Source organism: Janthinobacterium sp. GMG2, assembly GCF_033949445.1.
Lineage (GTDB): Bacteria > Pseudomonadota > Gammaproteobacteria > Burkholderiales > Burkholderiaceae_D > Janthinobacterium > Janthinobacterium aestuarii.
Genome location: NZ_JAXAWA010000002.1, coordinates 483,867 through 503,135, shown reverse-complemented (window position 1 = coordinate 503,135; position 19,269 = coordinate 483,867). Strand labels below are relative to the sequence as shown.

The 19,269-nt window shown below is 62.0% G+C and carries 16 protein-coding genes; 10 read left to right on the top strand and 6 right to left on the bottom strand.

The window, feature by feature from the left end; genetic code table 11:
* Positions 1-48 precede the first annotated feature (48 nt).
* A complete protein-coding gene (locus SKZ59_RS08295; RefSeq protein ID WP_319991364.1) occupies positions 49-3,552 on the bottom strand; it encodes an SdrD B-like domain-containing protein in 3,504 nt (1,167 codons plus the stop codon).
* A 391-nt stretch (positions 3,553-3,943) separates the two neighbouring features.
* Here SKZ59_RS08295 and SKZ59_RS08290 point away from each other — a divergent pair, with 391 nt between their 5' ends.
* The 8 genes from SKZ59_RS08290 (at position 3,944) to SKZ59_RS08255 (ending at position 9,467) form a co-directional block, all read left to right on the top strand.
* Positions 3,944-5,002, top strand: coding sequence for a hypothetical protein (locus tag SKZ59_RS08290; RefSeq protein ID WP_319991363.1), 1,059 nt, complete (start codon positions 3,944-3,946; stop codon positions 5,000-5,002).
* Entirely contained in the window at positions 4,999-6,699 is a 1,701-nt protein-coding gene (recJ, locus tag SKZ59_RS08285; protein WP_072453323.1) for a single-stranded-DNA-specific exonuclease RecJ, read from the top strand. The genes SKZ59_RS08290 and recJ overlap by 4 nt, the downstream gene beginning before the upstream one ends.
* A gap of 48 nt (positions 6,700-6,747) precedes the next feature.
* Positions 6,748-7,164 (top strand): fosfomycin resistance glutathione transferase, encoded by a 417-nt coding sequence (gene fos / locus SKZ59_RS08280; protein ID WP_034755435.1) that lies wholly within the window; start codon positions 6,748-6,750, stop codon positions 7,162-7,164.
* 80 nt (positions 7,165-7,244) lie between these two features.
* On the top strand, positions 7,245-7,682 hold the full coding sequence (locus SKZ59_RS08275) for an MbcA/ParS/Xre antitoxin family protein (protein ID WP_034755432.1): 438 nt from the start codon (positions 7,245-7,247) through the stop codon (positions 7,680-7,682).
* A gap of 2 nt (positions 7,683-7,684) precedes the next feature.
* Complete coding sequence (locus SKZ59_RS08270; protein ID WP_034755430.1) at positions 7,685-8,392, top strand: RES family NAD+ phosphorylase; 708 nt, start codon at positions 7,685-7,687, stop codon at positions 8,390-8,392.
* Positions 8,393-8,434: 42 nt separating this feature from the next.
* Positions 8,435-8,755, top strand: a complete 321-nt coding sequence (locus SKZ59_RS08265) for a DUF2288 domain-containing protein (RefSeq protein ID WP_070304968.1) — start codon at positions 8,435-8,437, stop codon at positions 8,753-8,755.
* A gap of 107 nt (positions 8,756-8,862) precedes the next feature.
* Entirely contained in the window at positions 8,863-9,135 is a 273-nt protein-coding gene (locus SKZ59_RS08260; protein WP_034756273.1) for a type II toxin-antitoxin system Phd/YefM family antitoxin, read from the top strand.
* Between the two features lie 8 nt (positions 9,136-9,143).
* Complete coding sequence (locus SKZ59_RS08255) at positions 9,144-9,467, top strand: type II toxin-antitoxin system RelE/ParE family toxin (RefSeq protein WP_219329907.1); 324 nt, start codon at positions 9,144-9,146, stop codon at positions 9,465-9,467.
* 72 nt (positions 9,468-9,539) lie between these two features.
* On the opposite strand, the gene SKZ59_RS08250 is transcribed toward SKZ59_RS08255, so the two are convergent.
* The 4 genes from SKZ59_RS08250 to SKZ59_RS08235 all read right to left on the bottom strand — a co-directional run bounded on the left by SKZ59_RS08250 (position 9,540) and on the right by SKZ59_RS08235 (position 14,357).
* Positions 9,540-10,262: an ABC transporter ATP-binding protein gene (locus SKZ59_RS08250; RefSeq protein WP_319991362.1), complete on the bottom strand. Its 723-nt coding sequence runs from the start codon at positions 10,260-10,262 to the stop codon at positions 9,540-9,542.
* Positions 10,263-10,272: 10 nt separating this feature from the next.
* Complete coding sequence (locus SKZ59_RS08245; RefSeq protein WP_034755420.1) at positions 10,273-12,216, bottom strand: ABC transporter permease subunit; 1,944 nt, start codon at positions 12,214-12,216, stop codon at positions 10,273-10,275.
* 7 nt (positions 12,217-12,223) lie between these two features.
* Positions 12,224-13,114 carry a branched-chain amino acid ABC transporter permease gene (locus SKZ59_RS08240; RefSeq protein WP_010398938.1) on the bottom strand — a complete coding sequence of 297 codons (891 nt, stop codon included), beginning with the start codon at positions 13,112-13,114 and terminating at the stop codon, positions 12,224-12,226.
* Between the two features lie 85 nt (positions 13,115-13,199).
* Positions 13,200-14,357 (bottom strand): ABC transporter substrate-binding protein, encoded by a 1,158-nt coding sequence (locus SKZ59_RS08235; RefSeq protein WP_072453321.1) that lies wholly within the window; start codon positions 14,355-14,357, stop codon positions 13,200-13,202.
* A 377-nt stretch (positions 14,358-14,734) separates the two neighbouring features.
* Here SKZ59_RS08235 and SKZ59_RS08230 point away from each other — a divergent pair, with 377 nt between their 5' ends.
* On the top strand, positions 14,735-15,643 hold the full coding sequence (locus tag SKZ59_RS08230; RefSeq protein WP_319991361.1) for a hypothetical protein: 909 nt from the start codon (positions 14,735-14,737) through the stop codon (positions 15,641-15,643).
* A 24-nt stretch (positions 15,644-15,667) separates the two neighbouring features.
* Positions 15,668-16,081, top strand: coding sequence for a hypothetical protein (locus SKZ59_RS08225; protein WP_319991360.1), 414 nt, complete (start codon positions 15,668-15,670; stop codon positions 16,079-16,081).
* Positions 16,082-16,102: 21 nt separating this feature from the next.
* On the opposite strand, the gene SKZ59_RS08220 is transcribed toward SKZ59_RS08225, so the two are convergent.
* Positions 16,103-19,153, bottom strand: a complete 3,051-nt coding sequence (locus tag SKZ59_RS08220; RefSeq protein ID WP_319991359.1) for a heparinase II/III family protein — start codon at positions 19,151-19,153, stop codon at positions 16,103-16,105.
* Positions 19,154-19,269 lie beyond the last annotated feature (116 nt).

The following is a 19,269-nucleotide window of genomic DNA, read 5'->3' as shown; positions in this document are numbered from 1 at the left end:
TGCGCCGGTGCGGCATTGCCGGGCAGGATTACGGGCCGGCAAGGGACATCAGGCAGCCATTTCCTGGGGCTGGACATTCGCGTGGGCCATGGCGCGGCGCAAGAGGTCGGCCATCTCGCACTGGGCCTGGGCTTCGGCAGCCGGGGCAGCCTGGGCGGCAGCGACCGTGTTGACCGTGCCATCCTGGCCCAGCACCACGTCGAGCGTGCTGTCGTCGCGCAGCAGGTCGGCCATGCTGGGCAAGGTCACGCCGGCGGCGGCCGCATCCTTGGCATCGACGTTGAAATACACGTCCGTCATGTCGACCGTCTTGCCGTCGGCCAGGGTGGCGCTGCTGCGCTCGAGGTGCAAATTGCTGTTGGCGTCGAGGAACGGCAGTTCCGTGTAGCTGACCGTCAGGCTGGCCACGCCGGCGTCGTGTAAGGACATCAATTCGCCGTCGTCCGTCACGCCGTTGCTGTTGGCGTCGCGCCAGATGCGCAGTTCCGCGAACTTGTCATCGTGCGCATCGACCACGCCGTCGCCGTTCGAGTCATAGCTGGACAGCTTGGCAAAGCCCGTGCCCTTCTCGTTGCCGCCGAACAGTTCGGAGATGTTATCGATCTTGCCATTGGCATTGCCGTCGATGGCCAGCAAGCCGTCCTGGGCCGAGACCCAGCCCGTCTGGATGGCGCTGCCCGTGCCCAGCAAGTCGAAGCTGCCGTGGAAGTCCGCGCGGGCGATCGTGTGCACGCCGTCACCGTTGAGGTCGATGACGATGGGCGTGATGGCCGCATCCCAGCTCATGTCGTTCTGGCCCGACGCCAGTTTCAGGATGTCCGTGTAGACCACGTTGCCCGTCGTGCCATTGCTGTTGACGTCAGAATCGATGTTGTCGTTCGTGCCCACGTTCTTCGCGCCCCAGCGCCACGTATCCATGGCATAGCCCGCGTGATACACGCCCGACTTGTCGAACTTGAGCGAATAGCTGCCCGGGTCGAGGTTGCTGAACAGGTAGTTGCCGTAGGCATTCGTGTAGGTGGTGGCCAGCAGCACGCCACTGCCCGAGTACAGCTGCACCTTGATGTTGGCGATGCCCGCCTCGTTGTAGTCCTGCACGCCGTCATGGTCGGCGTCGCGCCACACCTTGTCGCCCAGGCTGGCCTTGCGGTAGATGCCCGCATCCCAGCTCATGTCATTCTGGCCTGCGGCCAGGTTGATCAGGCCCGAGCGACCCGTGCTGACATCGACGTCGGAATCGGCCGTGTCAACGCCCACATTGGCCTTGGTGTAGTAAAAGCCCGATGGACGGATGACTTCCACCTTGTAGCTGCCGGCCGCCAGTTCGCTGAACAGGTAATTGCCGCTGGCATTCGTCGTCGTCGTGGCGATGACCTGGTTGTACGCGTTGAGCAGATTGACTTTCACGCCCGCCACGCCCAGTTCGCCCGCCTCCTGCACGCCGTTGTAGTTCTTGTCTTCCCACACGCGGTCGCCGATGGAAGCCGTGTTCAGTTTCACCAGGCCCGCATCCCAGTCCAGCTGTACGTCGCCCGACTTCAGGGTGGTCCACGTGGTGGTGAAGCCGGTGGCCGGATTGACGTCCGAATCGGTGGCGTAACCGCCGATGTCGGCCTTGGTGAAGCCGTAGCCGGCCGGCGGCACGAAGCCCAGGTAGTAATTGCCGGGAACCAGGTTGCTGAACAGATAATTGCCGCTGGCATCCGTGGTGGCGCTGGCCACGACGGCACCTTGCGCGTTGTACAGGTTGACTTTCACGCCACAGACGCCCGCCTCGCCCGCATCCTGCGTGCCGTTGCCGTTCGCATCGAACCACACGCGGTCGCCGATGGACGCCGTCTTGTACAGGCCGGCATCGAGATCCCTGTAGTTCTGGCCGGCAGCCACCGTCACCTGGCCGCTGTTGCCCAGCGTATTGATGTCGCTGTCGAGCGCATCGTTGCCGCCCGCATCCTTGACCGTCGTCAGATAACCGGCGGGGGCGACGACGGCGATCGAGTAGGTACCTGGATCGACATTGAAGTTGTAATAGCCGGTGGCGTCCGTCAAGGTCGAACCGATCACGCTGCCGGCCGCGTTTTTCAGCTGCACGGTGACGCCGACTATGCCCGCTTCGCCCGCATCCTGCACGCCATTCATGTTGCTGTCATGCCAGACCCGGTCGCCCAGGGTGGCTGGCAAGGCGACGATGCCGGCGTCCACGCTGTGGTTGCTGTCGCCCGAGGCCAGCAGCACTTGCGCCGTGCGGCCGTCGGCATTGGCGTCCGAGTCGCGCTGGTCATCGCCGCCCTGGTCCTGGCCCGTGAAGGCGTAGCCGGCTGGCAAGGTGGTTTTATCGAACTGCACGCTGTAGGCGCCCGGTTTCAGGTTCGTGAACAGGTAGTTGCCGTTCGCATCCGTCAGCAGCGGGCTGCCGACGGCGTTGCCCGACGCATCGAGCAAAGTCACTTTCACGCCTGCGGCGCCCGCTTCGCCCGCATCCTGCACGCCATTCCTGTTCGTATCGAACCAGACCCGGTCGCCCAGTTCGGCCGTGCGGTACAGCCCAGCATCGAGGCTCAAATTGGTTTCGCCCGGCGCCAGGGTGACGGGCGCCATCTTGCCGGCCGCATCGATGTTGCTGTCCTTGGCCGTGTCGCCGCCCTGGTTCGCTGCCGTCGGCACGTAGCCGGCGGGCGCCACCACGGTCACCGAATAGGTGCCCGGATTGACGTCGAAGTGGTAGCCGCCGCTGGCGTCCGTCGTGGTGGAGGCCACCACATTGCCGGCCGTATCCTTCAGTTGCACGACGACATTGGCGATGCCCGCCTCGCCCGCGTCCTGCACGCCGTTGGCGTTCTTGTCTTCCCACACGAAATCGCCGAGGTGGGCCATCGGCACCTTGAAGGTCAGGTAATGGGGCGCCAGGCTCAGGTCTTGCGCATTGCAGCCGTCCGTGCCGCCATCGTCGCGCACCTTGAAACCGAGGTCGAAGTCGCCGGCCACGGTCTGGCTGGGCACGAAGGCCAGGTGACCCGCGCGGATATCGTCGATGGAGACTTCCGTGCCCACCGCCACGGCCACGCCGTTGAGCAAGACCTGGCCCGCCGTGGTGGTATTGGTGATGACGATGGACTTGAAGCCGTCGTGCTCGACGTCGTCGTGGAAGCCGAAATCGCTTTCGCTCAGCACGACGCTGGCACCGTCGACCAGGGTGAAGGTCTTGTCGGCCGCATCGGGCGCGTCATTGACGGGGTCGATGATGACTTGCAGGCTCAGCTGGACGATATCGCCATTGCCCTTGTCGATCGTCACCTGGATGGTCGAGAAGCTGCCATTGTAGTTGGCGGCCCAGTCGCCGGGACGCACGTACACGGTGTCCGCGTCAAGCATGCCGAACAGCGGCGTGTTCTCCGTCGATTCCGTATCGTCCGGCAACAAAACCGTGAAATTCTTGATATTCAGTTCGCCTTGCACCGAGTAGCCGGCCTGGATCAGCAGGTCGCGGATGTCGAAATTCTTGTTGATGTCTTCGCAGACGTGGACCGTGGTCGACAGGTTGTAGGTAGTCATGCGGCCTCCTGACGGCATGCCACGGCGGCGGCAGGAGCGGAAATACGGGGGGCCAGGGCGCGATCAGCCTGGCCGCGCAAAGCGGCGAATGTATACATAGGTGGGCTTCCAAGAAGGGACTTGTTTAAAAATGAAGCCGGCAGATCTTGTATACAGTTTCGAGGGACACAGGAGCCAGACGACGCAACCACACAACAGGGGGTGATTGTCTTTCTAATATTTAAGTTGTCGCAATTATATCCACTATATTTTCAAAAGCAAATTAATTTCCATTAATATCAATAAAATTTTTATAATTTTTCCGCATTTCCGGCGCGTCCGGTGTTGCCATCGCGGCCCTGAAAATACATGCGCCTGCTCGGCCCCCACTACAATCGCCTACAATCTCGGGATGAATCAACTTACCCTCGTCCTGCCCTTCGCCTTGCCCAATGCCGAACTGGCTGCCGACCTGCTCAAGGTCTTGCAGGCGCCCGCGCTGGCGGCGCTGCTGTCGCGCACCTCCACTTGCAATTTAGAAAATTTTGACAACGCCAACCGCCTGCTGCCGCACGAAGCGTGGCTGGCGCATGCCTTGAGCCTGTCGCCCGCGCCCAACGGCGAGGCGGCGCAATCGGCTTTTGCCGCCCAGGCCATGCGCGGCTACGGCCTCGTGCCGGAACCGGGCGCGCGCTACTTCCTGCTGCATCCGGCCCACCTGGCCATCGCCCGCAGCCATATCAGCCTGGAAGACTTGCGCCAGCTCAAGCTGAGCGAAGCGGACGGCCGCGCCCTGTTCGACATTGCGGCTCCGTATTTCGACGAGATCGGCCAGCCCCTCGCGTATGGCGACGCGGGCACCTGGTTCATGCGCGCCGACGCCTGGTCCGACTTGCAGTGCGCCACGCCGGACGCCGCCACCACGCAAGACCTGTCCGTGTGGATGCCCGAAGGCGAGCACGCGCGCGCGGCGCGCCGCCTGCAAAATGAAGTGCAGATGCTGTGGCATGAACATCCGGTCAATGCGGCGCGCGAGGAGCGGGGCTTGAAAGCCATCAACTCCTTCTGGATCTGGGGCGGCAGCCTGGCCACGGCGGCATCTGCATTGGCGCGCTGCGCGGCCAGCCTGCATACGCAGGACGCACCGGGCTGGCTGGCCGCGCTGGCGGAACCGGCGCAGCGCGATGCCAGTCCAAACAGTGTGCTGGCCAGCACACAGGACGCAATCGTCGTGCTGGGCGGCCTGACCGAAGCGGCGCAGGCCCAGGAATGGGGCATGTGGCTGCAGCAGTTGCAAGCGCTGGAAACAGACTGGTTCGCGCCCCTGCTGGCGGCCCTCAAGGATGGCCGTCTGGGCCAGCTGCGCCTGGTGCTGAGCCACCGCGACGCCTGGCTGGACTGCACCACCAGCAAGAATGCGCAGCGCAAATTCTGGCGCGCGATTACCCTGAACAAGTTGAAAGCATCATGACCCGTACCCGCATCGCCACCCGTCCCTGTCCCTACCGCGAATCCGAATTGCTGCGCCAGGGCGGCATCCACCCCGTGCTGGCCCGCTTGTACGCGTCGCGCGGCCTGTCCGACGCGAAAGAACTTTCGATCGAGCCGAAAGACTTGATACCGCCGTCCGGCTTGCTGCACATTGGCGCAGCCGGCGTCTTCCTGGCCGACGCGATTGCCGCCAAGAAGCGCATGGTCATCGTCGCCGACTACGATTGCGACGGCGCCACCGCCTGCGCCGTGGCCATACGCGGCTTGCGCGCCATGGGCGCCGACGTCGATTTCATCGTGCCCAACCGCTTTGAGTATGGCTACGGCCTGACGCCGGAAATCGTCGAACTGACGGCGCGCGAAAAGTCGCCCGACATCATCATCACCGTCGACAATGGCATCGCCAGCATCGACGGCGTGGCCGAAGCGAACCGGCGCGGCATCCAGGTGGTCGTCACCGACCACCATTTGCCGGCCGACACCCTGCCCGACGCAGCCGTCATCGTCAACCCGAACCAGCCCGCCTGCGGTTTTCCCAGTAAACATCTGGCGGGCGTGGGCGTCGTGTTCTACGTCTTGCTGGCCCTGCGCGCGGAAATGCGCCGGCGTGGCATCTTTGATGCGCAAACGCAACCGAAGCTCGACAACCTGCTCGACCTGGTGGCCTTGGGCACGGTGGCCGACGTGGTGCGCCTCGATACCAACAACCGCATCCTCGTCGCGCAAGGTCTCAAACGCATGCGCAAGGGCCATATGCACGCGGGTGTGGCGGCCCTGTTCCGCGTGGCGGGCCGCGAAGCGCGCAGCGCCACGCCGTTCGACCTGGGCTTTGCCCTGGGACCGCGCCTGAATGCGGCCGGCCGCCTGCAAGACATGTCGCTGGGCATCGAATGCCTGGTCACGGACGACGAAGGCCGCGCCTGGGCGCTGGCGCAGCAATTGAACGACATCAATCTGAAGCGCCGCGAGATCGAAGCGGAAATGCAGGATACGGCCCTGCTGCACCTGGACGCTTTCGAGCCGGCCAACAGCAGCACCATCAGCGTCTTCGATGAATCATGGCACCAGGGCGTGATCGGCATCGTGGCCTCGCGCCTGAAGGAAAAGTTCTACCGCCCGACCATCACGTTTGCACCGGGCGCGGACGGCTGGATCAAGGGTTCCGGCCGCTCGATTCCCGGCTTCCACTTGCGCGACGCGCTCGACCTCGTGTCGAAACGGGCACCTAGCCTGATCGACAAGTTCGGCGGCCACGCCATGGCGGCGGGCTTGACCATCCGCGCCGACGCCTTCGATGCCTTTTCCAAGGCCTTCGAAGCCGTGGGCCAGGCCTGGCTCAGCCAGCAGCAGCTGGAACGGGTGGTGGAAACGGACGGCCCGCTGGAAGACGCCTATTACACGACGGCCTTCATCGAGCTGATGGATGGCCAGGTGTGGGGCCAGGGCTTCGCCCCGCCCGTCTTCTGCGACGAATTCCGCGTCGTCAGCCAGCGCATCCTCAAAGAGCGCCATCTGAAACTGCTGCTGGAAAAGAACGGCGTGCGTTTTGACGCCATCTGGTTCGGGCATACGGATGCCTTGGGCGAACGCACGAGGGTCGCGTTCAGACTCGATGCGAATGAATACAATGGCACGACAAAAGTACAGCTCATGGTGGAGCACGCCGAACCTGTGTGATGGCACCTGCCCAAACCTATTGATCGCCTTCGAGATGCCTTCCAACCCATGCTGACCGGCCTGAACCACCTCACCCTGTCCGTGCGCGACCTGGCGCGCAGCGTCGCCTTTTACCGCAACACCTTGGGCCTGCGTCTGCATGCGCGCTGGGACAGGGGCGCGTATCTGTCGGCCGGGGAGCTGTGGCTGTGCCTGTCGCTTGACGCGCAAGACACGCCTGTGCTGGCCAGCCCCGGCTACACGCATTACGCGTTCTCCATCGCGTCCGCCGACTTCGCCCCGTTTGCCGCCCGCCTGCGCGCCGCCGGCGTGCCCGAATGGCAGCAAAACCGCAGCGCCGGCGATTCCCTGTACTTTCTCGATCCGGACGGCCATCAGCTGGAAGCCCATGCGGGCAGCCTGGCGCAGCGGTTGGCAGCCTGCCGGGCGGCGCCCTATGCTGGCATGCAATTCTTTGACGGCTAAGGGTATTGGCGCGCACATTTGGACGAGGACAGCACAAATTCCCGAAAAGGAGTAATATTCTTCCATAAAAGGAGTTCATCATGAATCTTGCCTACGCCTACCCCAAGAGCCGCTTCGAACCGGCCGTGCTCGTCGACCTGAACGCCAAAGCCGAGCGCGAGCGATTGTCGCAGGCGGCCTTGAAGGGCTTTTTCAAGCTGGCCGCCGCCTGGAAACTGCGCGACGACGATGCGCGCGAATTACTGGGCGGCCTATCCAGCAGCGCCTATTACGAGTGGAAGAAACACCCGGACCGCGTGCTGGAAGTGGACCGTATCACGCGCATTTCCTACTTGCTGGGCATTTATAAAGCCCTGCACATCCTGTATGGCGACAAGCTGGCCGACGAATGGGTGAGTTTGCCCAACAAGAATCCCGTGTTTGGCGGCCGCACACCCCTGTCGCAGATGCTGGCTGGCGGCTTGCTGGCCATGCAGACGGTGCGCAAGCTGCTCGACGCGCGCCGCGGAGGACTGTAATTGTGCCTGCAGCCCCGAATACCCACCTGCCGCCGCTGGCCGCGCTGCGCCAGATCGACACTTGCCGGTTGATTCCATCGCGCTTCGCCGACATGGAAGACTCCGTGCTGGCGCCCCTGGCCGAGGATGACGATCACCTGCGCGAGCTGTTCGAACTCGATAACGCCACCAACGCGCGACTGGTCGCCGAGTATGGCGGCGCGCCAGGAATTGGCGTGGACGAACTGGTTTTTGGCGTGCCGCACTTTCGCATCATCAACGCCGCGTACACGTATGCCCGGCCGGAAGGGGCACGCTTCAACGATGGCGAACGGGGCGCCTGGTATTGCGCCTTCGACATGAAAACGGCGCTGGCCGAGATCATTTTCCACAAGACCGTGGAATACCAGGAAATCGATTATTTCGCCGACAGCGTCAGCTACCAGTCGCTGCTGGCCGATTTCTCCGCCAGCTTCCACGACCTACGCGGCCAGGAGCGCTATGCGGCCTGTCTCGACCCGGCCAGCTACATCGCTTCGCAAGACCTGGCCGCCATCCTGCTCGAGGCCGGTTCCATGGGCATCATCTTCCCCAGCACGCGGCTGGCGGGCGGCACCAACCTGGCCTGCTTCCGCCCTGCCCTGGTCGGCAATGTTCGCAAAGGCACCGCCTATCGGTTAACATGGCGGGGTACGCCGATACCGCACGTGGAAGCCCTCCCGGGCAAATAAACCGCGCGCATCGGCACCCGACTCACCGCAACCTGATCTCACATGCAAACCAATCCTGAAAAAGACACCGAACTGCGCCTCAAAGTCAACAGCGAAACGGCCCGCCTGGCCTGGAGCGAACTGGAAAAGCACTTCGCCCAAGGCAACGTCGTCTGGGTCGCCAATGAACTGGACCTGGTCGAAGTCGCCGTGCGCATCTCGCACGACGACAAGGCCACCATCACGCAATGGATGGCCGATGGCAAGGTAGCCAAAGTCTCCGACCAGCAGGCGCTGGACTGGCAGGCAGCCGACGCGGCGCTATGGGCCGTCGTCGTCAGCCCGTTTATTCTGGTGCAGCAGGAAAAGCCCACCAAACACTGACGCTGACAGGCTGCGCCAGAAACCAGGAAAATATGCGACCAACTAAATTCGGTACGTAATTTGGTCATACGGTGCTATCATCGGCCTGCCAACTTATGGAGGTGAGTATGAATTTTCTAAACATTCAGCCAATTAGTTACTTGAAGACCAACACCAGCGACGTGGTCAAACAGGTACTGGAGACTCATGACCCGGTAGCCATCACGGTAAATGGCAGAGTTCAGGCAGTTGTGCTAGACCCCGTTAGCTATCAAAAGACCCAAGATCAGCTTGCCATGCTCCGCATCCTTGCTCTCGGCCGCAAGCAGATTGAGCAAGGTAAAGTCATCGGTCATGATGACGTTGTGGCCCTTCTGGAAGCTGAAGACGACGACAACTGATTACGCAAATGAAAATCATTTGGACTCAATACGCCCTGAACGATTTACAGGACATTCGCTCCTATCTGAAGCAGAGCGAATCCCTTGCTTTTGCCAGGAAGGTGACGCAAGAGATTCTGGCTGAAGTCAGTTCTCTCAAAGATTGGAACATTAAAGGTAGCTTTGTTCCTGAACTTGAAGACCTTCACTTGACGACTCACCGCCAACTGTTGGCCGGCCAGAATCGTATCATCATCGAGTACGGACATAACGATATCGTCCATGTTCATATGATTGCCCATACCAACCGTGACCTGGAAGCATTGATTCGCCATCGCCTGCTCAATTCGTAGCCGGCAAGTCCTGCCAGGCACACGGCTGTATAGGATTTGACAATGCGCAGCAAGCGCATTGTCAGGCCATCATCAATGCCCTCCCCCCAAATACGCCGCGATCACCTTCGGATCGGTTTTCAGGCTTTCCGCCGGGCCGTGCACGGAAATGCTGCCGTTTTCCAGCACATAGCCGTAATCGGCCACGTTCAGGGCGGCGGCGGCGAATTGCTCGACCAGCAGCATGGTCACGCCTTGGGCCTTTAAGCGCGTGATGATGCGGAAGACTTCTTCCACCAGAATCGGCGCCAGGCCCATCGACGGCTCGTCCAGCAGGATCACTTCCGGGTTCAGCATCACGGCGCGGGCCATGGCCAGCATCTGCTGCTCGCCGCCCGACAAGGTGCCGGCCAGCTGGTCGCGCCGCTCCTTCAGGCGGGGGAACAGCTCCAGTGCCTTGTCCAGGTCGCGCTTGATATCGCCTTTCGGGCGCGAGCGCGTGAAGCGGGGGAAGGCGCCCAGCAGCAGGTTGTCCGTCACCGACATCGAAGCGAACACCCTCCGTCCTTCCGGCGAATGGGCCAGGCCCGCGCGCGCGATCTTGTGCGAATCGAGGCCCGTGACGTCCTTGCCGCCCAAGGTGACGGTGCCCGATTTCGGCTTCAGCATGCCGGAAATGGCGCGCATGGTGGTGGTCTTGCCTGCCCCGTTCGAGCCGATCAGCGTCACCAGCTTGCCCTTCGGGACGTCGAGCGAAATGCCGTGCAGGACTTCGACTTTGCCGTAGGCGGCGTGCAGATTACTAATGGTCAGCATGGTCTTCCTCTCAGTGCGCCGCTGGCGCCAGGGTTTCGGCGCTGCCGCCCAGGTAGGCTTCGATCACTTTCGGGTCGCTCTGGACAAGCGCGGGTGCGCCTTCGGCGATCTTCTGGCCGAAGTCCAGCACCGTCACCACGTCCGACAGTGCCATCACCACGTCCATGTGGTGCTCGATCAGGATGATGGTGATGCCGTGCTCGCGGATCTTGCGGATGATGGCCATCAGCTCCTTGATGTCGGGTGCCGTCAGGCCCGCCGCCGGTTCGTCGAGCAGCAGCAAACGCGGGTTGAGACCCAGCGCGCGGCCGATTTCCAGCAGCCGCTGCTTGCCATACGGCAGATTGCGTGCCTCTTCGTTGGCCAGGTCGGCCAGGCCCACGAATTCGAGGATGCTGGCGGCCCGCTCGCGCGCGGCCGTCTCTTCGCGCTTGTAGCGCGGCGTATGCAGCATCACGTCGAGCACGTTCGACTTGAAGGTGTTGTGCAGGCCCACCAGCACGTTCTCGGTGGCCGTCATCTCGCCGAACAGCTGCACGTTCTGGAAGGTACGCGCCACGCCGCCCAGCGCGATCTCGGATGGCGTGCGGCCGGAGATCACGGCGCCGGCAAATTCCACCTTGCCCGCCGTCGGCTTGTAGATCCCCGTGAGCACATTCATCATCGTGCTCTTGCCCGAGCCGTTCGGCCCGATCAAGCCGTGCACGGAGCCTTGCGTGACGTTCAGGTCCACCTGGTTCAGCGCTTTCAGGCCGCCGAACTGCATCAGGGCCTGGTCCACGCGCAGAAGGGTCGCGCCCTGCTGCCCGCCCTGCGCATGGTCGAACGGCGCCACACCGTGGGAAGCGACGGCCTGCACATGGCGCCGGCCCTTGCCGATAAAGCTCATCAAGAAACCCACGATGCCGTCCTGCAGGTAGTACACGACGAACAGGGTCATCAAACCGAAGATGGTCAAACGCCAGTCGACCATGTTTTCCAGCTTGTAGGAAAACGCGGCCAGGCCGATGGTGGCCACCAGAGGCACGATCACGCCGCGCAAGGTGGAGCGCTTTTTCGCCAGCATGAAGGCGGAACCGATCACGCCCAGCACGGCCGCGCCGACGGCGATCTTGCGGAACAATTCGATGTCCGACAAGAGACTTGGCAGCATGACGACGATCAGGGCGCCGATCAGCGCGCCCGAACGGGTCTTGCGTCCGCCCATGATGACGGCCAGCAGGAACAATATCGTCAGCTCGAAGTTGTAGGTATTGGGCGAGATATACTCTTCCGAATACGCATACAGGCTGCCGGCCAGGCCCGCGAAACCGGCGCTGATGACGAAGGCGTACACCTTGTAGCGGTACACGGACACGCCCATGCAATCCGAGGCGATGGGGCTGTCGCGCAAGGCTTCGAACGCGCGGCCCAGGTTTGATTTCAAGATGCGGTGCACCACCACCAGCGAGATCACCAGCAGCGCGGCGACCATGTAGTAGTACTCCACTTCCGTCAGTTTGTGGCCGAACAGGACGGGCTTGTGGATCTTGATGCCCATCGGCCCTTCCGTCAGGAAGCTCATTTCATTGATCAGGATTTGCACGATGGTGCCGAAGGCCAGGGTCACCATGGCCAGGTAGGGCCCCGTCACGCGCAGGGCCGGCAAGGCCAGGATGGCGCCAAACACGGCCGCGCCCAGGATGCTGGCGGGGATGGCCAGCCAGAACGACACGCCCAGCTTGAACACCAGCACGCCCGTGACGTAGGAGCCGATGCCGAACAGGCCCGCGTGGCCCAGCGACACCTGCCCCGTGTAGCCGACGACGATATCGAGGCCGAACAGCAGGATGGCGTAGATCAGGATGGTCTCGGCCAGATGGATGTAATACGGGTTCGGGATGACGATGGGGAACAGTGCGAGCGCGGCCAGTCCCGCCGCGCTCAGCGCCAGCATGGTGATTTTCTTGTTCATGTCGTCCTCAGACTTTCTTGATCGCGGCTTTGCCGAACAGGCCGGACGGCTTGACGGCCAGCACCAGCAGCAACAGCAGCAGGCCAGGCACTTCCTTGTAGCCGGTGGAGATGTAGTAGCCGGTGGTCGTTTCCGCGATGCCCAGGATCAAGCCGCCGACGATGGCACCCACGCCCGAGGTCAGGCCGCCGATGATGGCCACGGCAAACGCTTTCAAGCCCAGCGAGGCGCCCATGGTGGCTCCGGTCAAGGTCAGCGGCGCCACCAGCACGCCCGCAAAGGCGGCCGTGGCCGACGACAGCGCGTAGGAGAACGTGATGACCATGCCCGTGTTGATGCCCATCAGGCCAGCTGCGTCGCGGTCGTTGGCCGTCGCCACGACGGCCTTGCCGTAGATCGATTTGCGGTTGAACACTTCGACGGCCAGCATGATGGCCAGCGCGCCGACGATGACGGCCACCTGCATCTGCTGCACATTGGCGCCAAACACCTGGAACGGCGCGGCCGACAGCGGCGACGGGAACATCAGGTCGTCCTTGCCCCAGATGTTTTCCGCCACGTTCTTGAAAATGATGGCCAACGCGATGGTCGACATGATCCAGCCGAATTCGGACTTGATCTTGATGGCGGGCCGCACGCCTATCCACTCGACGAACACGCCCTGCAAGGCGCCGAAGACGATGACGATGGGGATCATCAACAGATAGCTCATGTACGGGCCGCCGTGGATGGTGCCCACCAGCGAGAGGCCCACGAGCGCGCCCAGCATCAGGGATTCGCCCTGGCCGAAATTGAGGGTGCCGGAAGTGGCAAAGGTCAGCTGGTAGCCGAAGGCGATGACGGCATAGATCATGCCCAGCGCGATGCCGCTGAAGACGAGCTGCAGGAAGATTTCCATGGTATTCCCCGGAAGACGAACGATGAAAAAATGGCCAGTCCTGATTCCTCAAGGCTGGCCACTGCGCGGCGAATGTCTGCCAGGCTTATTTCGCGAGGACGACTTTGCCGTCCTTGACTTCACCGAAGACTGTCAGCTCGGCCGTGATCGCTTCATGGTTGGTTTTGCTGAACGGTTTGCTGTAGGTGGTGACGGCGCCTTCCACCTTCTCATTCAGGTTTTCCAGCGCGGCGCGCACTTTCGGGCCATCCGTGCCGCCTGCCTGCTTGAAGGCGGCTGCCAGCAGGTAGATGGAATCGTAGCCTTGCGCGGCCGAGACGGCCGATGGCATGCGTCCGCCCGATGGCTTGTAGGCGGCCACGTAGGCGTCGATGAAGGCCTTGCGTTTCGGCGTGCTGGCATCCTGGATGAAGGTTTGCGGCATGCGCGTGCCATTGCCGTTCTTGCCCGCGTTGTCGATGAAGTTACCCATGGCCAGGGTCCAGCTGCCGATCAGCGGCACTTTCCAGCCCAGTTTTTCCATGCCGTTGGCGATCTGCGCCAGTTCCGGGCCGATGCCGTAGGTCAGCACGACTTCCGCACCCGCCTGCTTGGCTTTCAGCAGCTGGGCCGTCATGTCGACGTCCTTGATGTTGTATTTCTCAACGACGACGGGCTTGATGCCCTTCTTGTCAAGCGCCTTTTCCAGGTCTTCACGGCCCAGCTGGCCGTAATTGGTGGAGTCGGCCAGGATCGCCACTTTCTTGAACTTGCGGTTCTCGATCGCCTCATGCACGATCATGCCGGACTGGATGGTGTCATTGGCAGCATTGCGGAAGACGTAGTTTTCCGGCTGGTCGGCGAATTGCTTGGTGACGATGGAACCCGTCGCCACATTGTTCATGACGGGAATTTTCGCTTCTTGGTAGAAGCGCTGCGATGCCAGGGCCACGCCCGTGTTGATGTAGCCGACGGTGGCGGCGACCTTTTCCTTGTTGATGAGCTCTTGGGCGATCTGCACGCCGCGTTCGTTTTTCGCTTCGTCATCGCGCTCGATCAGCAGCAGCGAACGGCCCAGTACGCCACCCTTGGCATTGATTTCAGCGACGGCCAGCTTGACGCCGTCGCGCATCGACACGCCCATCGGCGCGGAACCGCCCGTGAACGGACCGGACACGCCAATCTTGATGGGGTCGGCTGCGACTGCCGCCTGCGAGAAACCCAAAACCAAACTTGCTACGAGCAATTTCTGTTTCAAATTCATTGTCATCTCCTCTGTTACAACGTTTTTAATGCCACTTATTTTTATTGTCGTACGCTGGATAACCGCCCCATCGATAAATCATTGTAGGTGAGTAAACATGCCCCAGCAACAACTACATATGACGCGTCGCAACATGCGAAAAAGACCAGATTGCTGGCCCGATGTCAGTCTTTTGTAAGGAAAATATGGCGCAAATTGGTGCACCTTGCGCCATCGGGCAACACTGCTGTGGCAAAACGCGACAGGAAAAAGGCGAGCTCGGCGATTCATCAGGACGCTGATCTGGCGCAATACTGGCACTGCCCAGCATGCTAACGTCGCCCTTGCCAGCGCGTACGCGCAGGTCCGATCAGCCACTCCCACCGCATGGAGGCGATATGCAGCGCCCGTCGAACTCGTCCATTTCTCCCCTGCTACTTGGCGCCATCGCCAGCCTGCTGCTGGGCGGCTGCGCCACCAACCTGGCGCCCGTGCGCACGTTTGCCGAACAGACGCAAAAGATGTCGGTCCAGTTCGAACCCATGCTGGCGGGCGGCGTCCACAGCTGCATGGACAAGGCCATGCGCAAGCGCCTGATCCTGGCCGAGCGTTTCGATGCGCAAGCGAGCGAACAGGCGGCGCGCACCGATTGCGCCGCCATCGCGCAAGCCAGCACCTCGATCGCCAGCCTGAACGACCTCCTGCTGCGCTATGCTCACACCATGGCAGCGCTGGCCGATGACAAGCTGCCCGTCTACAAGGAAGAGATTGCCGGACTCGGCGATGCGCTGGGCGGCCTGGCGCAGCCAGGTGGCGGCGCGCCCCTGCTCGATGCGGGCAAGCTGTCGAAGGTCGTCAAACTGAGCGAGCACCTGAGCCGCCTGGCCACGCAGCGCCTGCAGAAATCGGCCTTGCGCGAATTGCTCGACGAGCAGGAGGCCGTCGACATCGTCAGCAATGCGCTCAAGGAGTATGCACAGCGCAGCTACCGCGCCGGTTTGCAGGATGAATTGCGCGACCTGGACCTGTTGCGCGGCGCCGTCGACAAGGCCGCGCCACGCGAACCGCTGGCCGCCAACTACATCCGCACGCGATTGCACCTGGAAGGCCGGCAATTGCAGGAAAGGGAAAAGATCGTCGCCGCATATGTCGCCGCCGTCGACGCGCTGCAAGCGAGCGTGGCCGCGCTGCGGGCCAATTTCGACCACCTGCAGGCACCCGAACTGGAACGGCAACTGGCGCAGTTTTCACGCGGCGTCGAAGCGCTGCAGCGGCAAGCGGCGTTCTATGCCCCCGCCCGCTGGTAAACGGCGCGCACACAGGAGTATCTCATGGCCCAACTGACCGAACTGACAAAAGACCAAAGCTACGCCATCGCCGACAGCCTGGCGCAGGCTTCGAGCCTGGTGCTGGAATTGCGCATCCGCGAACGCGAGACGCTGGCGCCGGACGAGCGCGCGCTGCTGGAGCAATATGAAAACCACCTGGACCAGATGGTGGCCCTGTTTCGCGCGTATGGCATTTACCTGACGGCCGAAGGGGCGGAGCAGGCACGTGGCGATATCGAGGGCGCCATCGCCAAGGGCAAGCAGCAGCTCAAGCGCATCGCCGACATAAAAGCCGCCATCGGTGCGGCAGCCAAATTGGTCGACCTGGGCGCCGCCATCCTGTCGCGCGACCCGTTCGCCATCGGCGAGGCGGCGGCCAGCTTGCGGGCCAAGCCTAAAAAAGACGCTCAGGCTTGACCCAGCCGGCAGACAAACGGCTTACTCGATACTGAGCACGCCCTGGTCGGAACTCAGGTGCGTGCCTGTCCCTTCCTGCGTTTCAACCAGGCTCCTGGCAAAGGCGCTACCCGCCGCTGCCGACGTCAACGCATAATGGACGCCCGGTTTCAGGCCCGTGGCCAGGATGGCGCCGGCGGCCAACGGCGAAGTCCAGTCCATGCGGGCGGCTGGCGCCACGTCGCGGTTGAACAGCACCTGCAATTGCTCACCCAGCAACAAGGCTTCGGTAGCGCCAGTCGCGGCTAAACGCAAGGCAGCAGGCGCGCCGGCAGGCGCTGTGGCGCCGTCATTATCGGCCACGGCCAGCACGTGCAGAAAATACTCGGGCGCGTTCAACGCAGGCGCGGCGGGCGCTGTCACTTCCAGGCGCCAGGCGCCGACGTCGCTGGTCGAAGACTGCTGCGTGCTGACCAACGCCGTCTGATTGCGCCACAGGTAACTGCCATCGGCCTGACGCCTGCGCACGGTGAAACGGCAATCGGCGCCATTGCCGGCAACCTCGCCAGTGCCGGGATTGATCTGCGCGCAGCCACTCCCCCCTTCCTGCCCGCCACCCACCTTGCGCACGCTGGCATCGAGCGGCAGGATCGTCTGCGCCGTCAGCATGCCGCCGCCATTGCGGATGGTGACGATGCGCTCCTGGCCTGCGCTGTAAGCGAGTTGGTACTGGCCATTGCCCAGCGCCGTCAAGCCCGGCGCAGCGGAGACCGGATCATTTGCCGTATGCAGCAGGAAGGTGGCCGGCAAGGCCTGCTTGCTGCGCACGCTGTCGAAGACGACAGTGACCGGCTTGCCCCAGAACGATGGCGAGCGCAGGAACAGCACATTGCGCACAAAACCGTTGGCCATATCAAGCTTGCTAGAGGCATAGGCCTTGCTTGCGTTGCCGCTGGTGTAGGTGTACTGCGGCGTATTTTCGTAGCGGACGATGCCGTCGAGCGCATTCGGTCCCGCAGGGCTGATTTCCTCTATCGTCGGGTAGCCCTGTCTCGGCGCATAGAACCATTGGCCACCATCATTGCTGAATTCCCTGTCACCGCGCGTAAAACGCTCGTTCTTGTCGAATATCAGCAGCGTATTATGGGCAATGCTGCGCGTATAGTAATTCCACCAGTGGCTGCTGCCATATTCTTCATACAAGCCGGTGTCGAGCAGCAGCGGAGCCTTGTAATTGAGCGAGAAACTATTCTGGTCGAAGTGCTGGTGATTTTCCGCGATAAAGGACGCCGATTTGAATTCCAGTAAAGTGGCATTCGCATAGTCCCAGGTATCGCGCATCAGCACTTGTCCCGACGTCCTGAAATGGCGCGACAGTTCCAGCGATTCCAGCGGCGCCGCAGGCAAGGGAGCGGGCCACAACAACCGTTCCAGTATCAAGGCCTCGTGCGAACTGCGCGACGCCACGACATGTTCGCGATAAAACTTCCCGGCCACGCCATCGGCCGTATCCGTGACCGCGCCAAGCGCCAGCTGTCCTATTAACGTGCTGCCGAGCGGCGTCGTGAAATTATCGCCGCTGGCGGGAAAGCTGCCGTCATGGCGCAAGCCGTAGATATACGGATAAATCAGCCTGGCTTGCCAGTCGGCCTGCAACAGGGGGGCCGCCCCCGTACTTTCCAGCGCGCTGCGCCACAGGAGCAGGCGTTCAGGGATGCTCGATACGCCATAGGCAAAGCCCATATGGTGGCCGCCATCGACCGAAATCAAGGCGCGCGCCGCAAGAAAGCCTTTTTCGTAGTGCGCATACGACGTTTCGATCATCGGCAACACTTCCGGATGCTCGTCAGCGATGGCCAGCAAACCAACGGTGACATTATTGACGGCGCTAAACGGGTGGCCGCTGATATAGAAATTGGCGATGGAAGGCTTCGATTCGCTGCGGTCCCACTGTTCATACACGGGCTTTTTCTTGCAATCAAAACTGGTACTGGTGATATATAGCTGCTGATAGCCGCACATCGAGACAAACAGATTCTCGTGTCCCTTGCCGGTATCCGCGGCGATCGTTTCCTTGATTTTCTGCGCCATCAGGTCGCGGTAGCTGCCAAAGCCCACCGCATCGGGAACGGCGCGGGTGCCCGTCTCGGCAAACAGCCAGTCGTACAGGATGCCCATCGCCCCCACCCGTCCGCCCATCGACCACTCGCCGCCGGCAACGGGGGCCGTCACCAGCAGCTTGTCGAGGTAATTCAGGGCGCCATCCAGATACTTCGCATTACCTGTCAGGCGGTACGCCATGGCCAGCATCTGCGCAGTTTCATAAATCGTGCCGCGGCTACCGGTGGCCACGTTGCACAGCTCCGGCCCGCCGCCGGCAGGGGGAAGCAGCGGGCAAGCCTGAATCGTGGCCACCCGACCATTGACACGCTCCATGAAGCTGTACCATGCCTTGTTGAGCGAAGCATCCATCGCAGGGGCTTGCCACAATTGCTGGCCACCGGCATCGAGCAAGCGGAAATTGCGCATGGTTTCATTGCGCCGCATGCCTATCCTGCTTGTCTGCCCATCCGCCTGCCATTCCATCGGCAGCGTGGCGCCGGTACCATCGACCGTTCTCCAGCCAGTGGGCACGACAAGACCATTGACTTTCAAATCAATTTTATGGGTCTGGCTATTCCATGACAATTGGATGGCCGACCAGGCATCGGCTTTTAAATCGATCCTGGCGACCGACAGATACTGGGCCAGCCCATTGACCTGGAAACCGACCTGGAAACCGATGCTTTCCCCGACCGCACCGGCCGGGCTATCGTAGGAATCAACGTGGCGAATGAAAAAGCCATTGCGGCTCGGATTGAATTCGCCAAAAATCGGCTGGTTGCCGCTATCGAGTGGATCCTTGCGCCTGGCGAATAACTCCAGGCTGATGCTGCCGCCTGCGGCAGGAAATGCCGCTGGCAGATTCGGCAACTGCGGTTTCAGCACATCAAAACTCGCCTGATTGACGAAGAGCCGCGGATGGCCCTGCTTGATGGGCGCGGGTAATTGCGCCATCGCGGAAGTGGTAAGCAGGCAAAAAGCACCCAGCATGGCATGCGCCATTTTCTTGGGCAAGGACGGCACAACGTTTCGGCGCTGCTTGAACATTGTTTTCTGTTGGCGAATCATTTGACTTTGCACTCGGGCTCCCGGAATTATCGAGTTAT

Bases quoted from the DNA above. Each gene is read 5' to 3' on its own strand.
- SKZ59_RS08295 (WP_319991364.1), bottom strand. From the start codon at position 3,552: ATGACTACCTACAACCTGTCGACCACGGTCCACGTCTGCGAAGACATC.
- SKZ59_RS08290 (WP_319991363.1), top strand. From the start codon at position 3,944: ATGAATCAACTTACCCTCGTCCTGCCCTTCGCCTTGCCCAATGCCGAA.
- recJ (WP_072453323.1), top strand. From the start codon at position 4,999: ATGACCCGTACCCGCATCGCCACCCGTCCCTGTCCCTACCGCGAATCC.
- fos (WP_034755435.1), top strand. From the start codon at position 6,748: ATGCTGACCGGCCTGAACCACCTCACCCTGTCCGTGCGCGACCTGGCG.
- SKZ59_RS08275 (WP_034755432.1), top strand. From the start codon at position 7,245: ATGAATCTTGCCTACGCCTACCCCAAGAGCCGCTTCGAACCGGCCGTG.
- SKZ59_RS08265 (WP_070304968.1), top strand. From the start codon at position 8,435: ATGCAAACCAATCCTGAAAAAGACACCGAACTGCGCCTCAAAGTCAAC.
- SKZ59_RS08260 (WP_034756273.1), top strand. From the start codon at position 8,863: ATGAATTTTCTAAACATTCAGCCAATTAGTTACTTGAAGACCAACACC.
- SKZ59_RS08255 (WP_219329907.1), top strand. From the start codon at position 9,144: ATGAAAATCATTTGGACTCAATACGCCCTGAACGATTTACAGGACATT.
- SKZ59_RS08250 (WP_319991362.1), bottom strand. From the start codon at position 10,262: ATGCTGACCATTAGTAATCTGCACGCCGCCTACGGCAAAGTCGAAGTC.
- SKZ59_RS08245 (WP_034755420.1), bottom strand. From the start codon at position 12,216: ATGAACAAGAAAATCACCATGCTGGCGCTGAGCGCGGCGGGACTGGCC.
- SKZ59_RS08240 (WP_010398938.1), bottom strand. From the start codon at position 13,114: ATGGAAATCTTCCTGCAGCTCGTCTTCAGCGGCATCGCGCTGGGCATG.
- SKZ59_RS08235 (WP_072453321.1), bottom strand. From the start codon at position 14,357: ATGAATTTGAAACAGAAATTGCTCGTAGCAAGTTTGGTTTTGGGTTTC.
- SKZ59_RS08230 (WP_319991361.1), top strand. From the start codon at position 14,735: ATGCAGCGCCCGTCGAACTCGTCCATTTCTCCCCTGCTACTTGGCGCC.
- SKZ59_RS08225 (WP_319991360.1), top strand. From the start codon at position 15,668: ATGGCCCAACTGACCGAACTGACAAAAGACCAAAGCTACGCCATCGCC.
- SKZ59_RS08220 (WP_319991359.1), bottom strand. From the start codon at position 19,153: ATGCTGGGTGCTTTTTGCCTGCTTACCACTTCCGCGATGGCGCAATTA.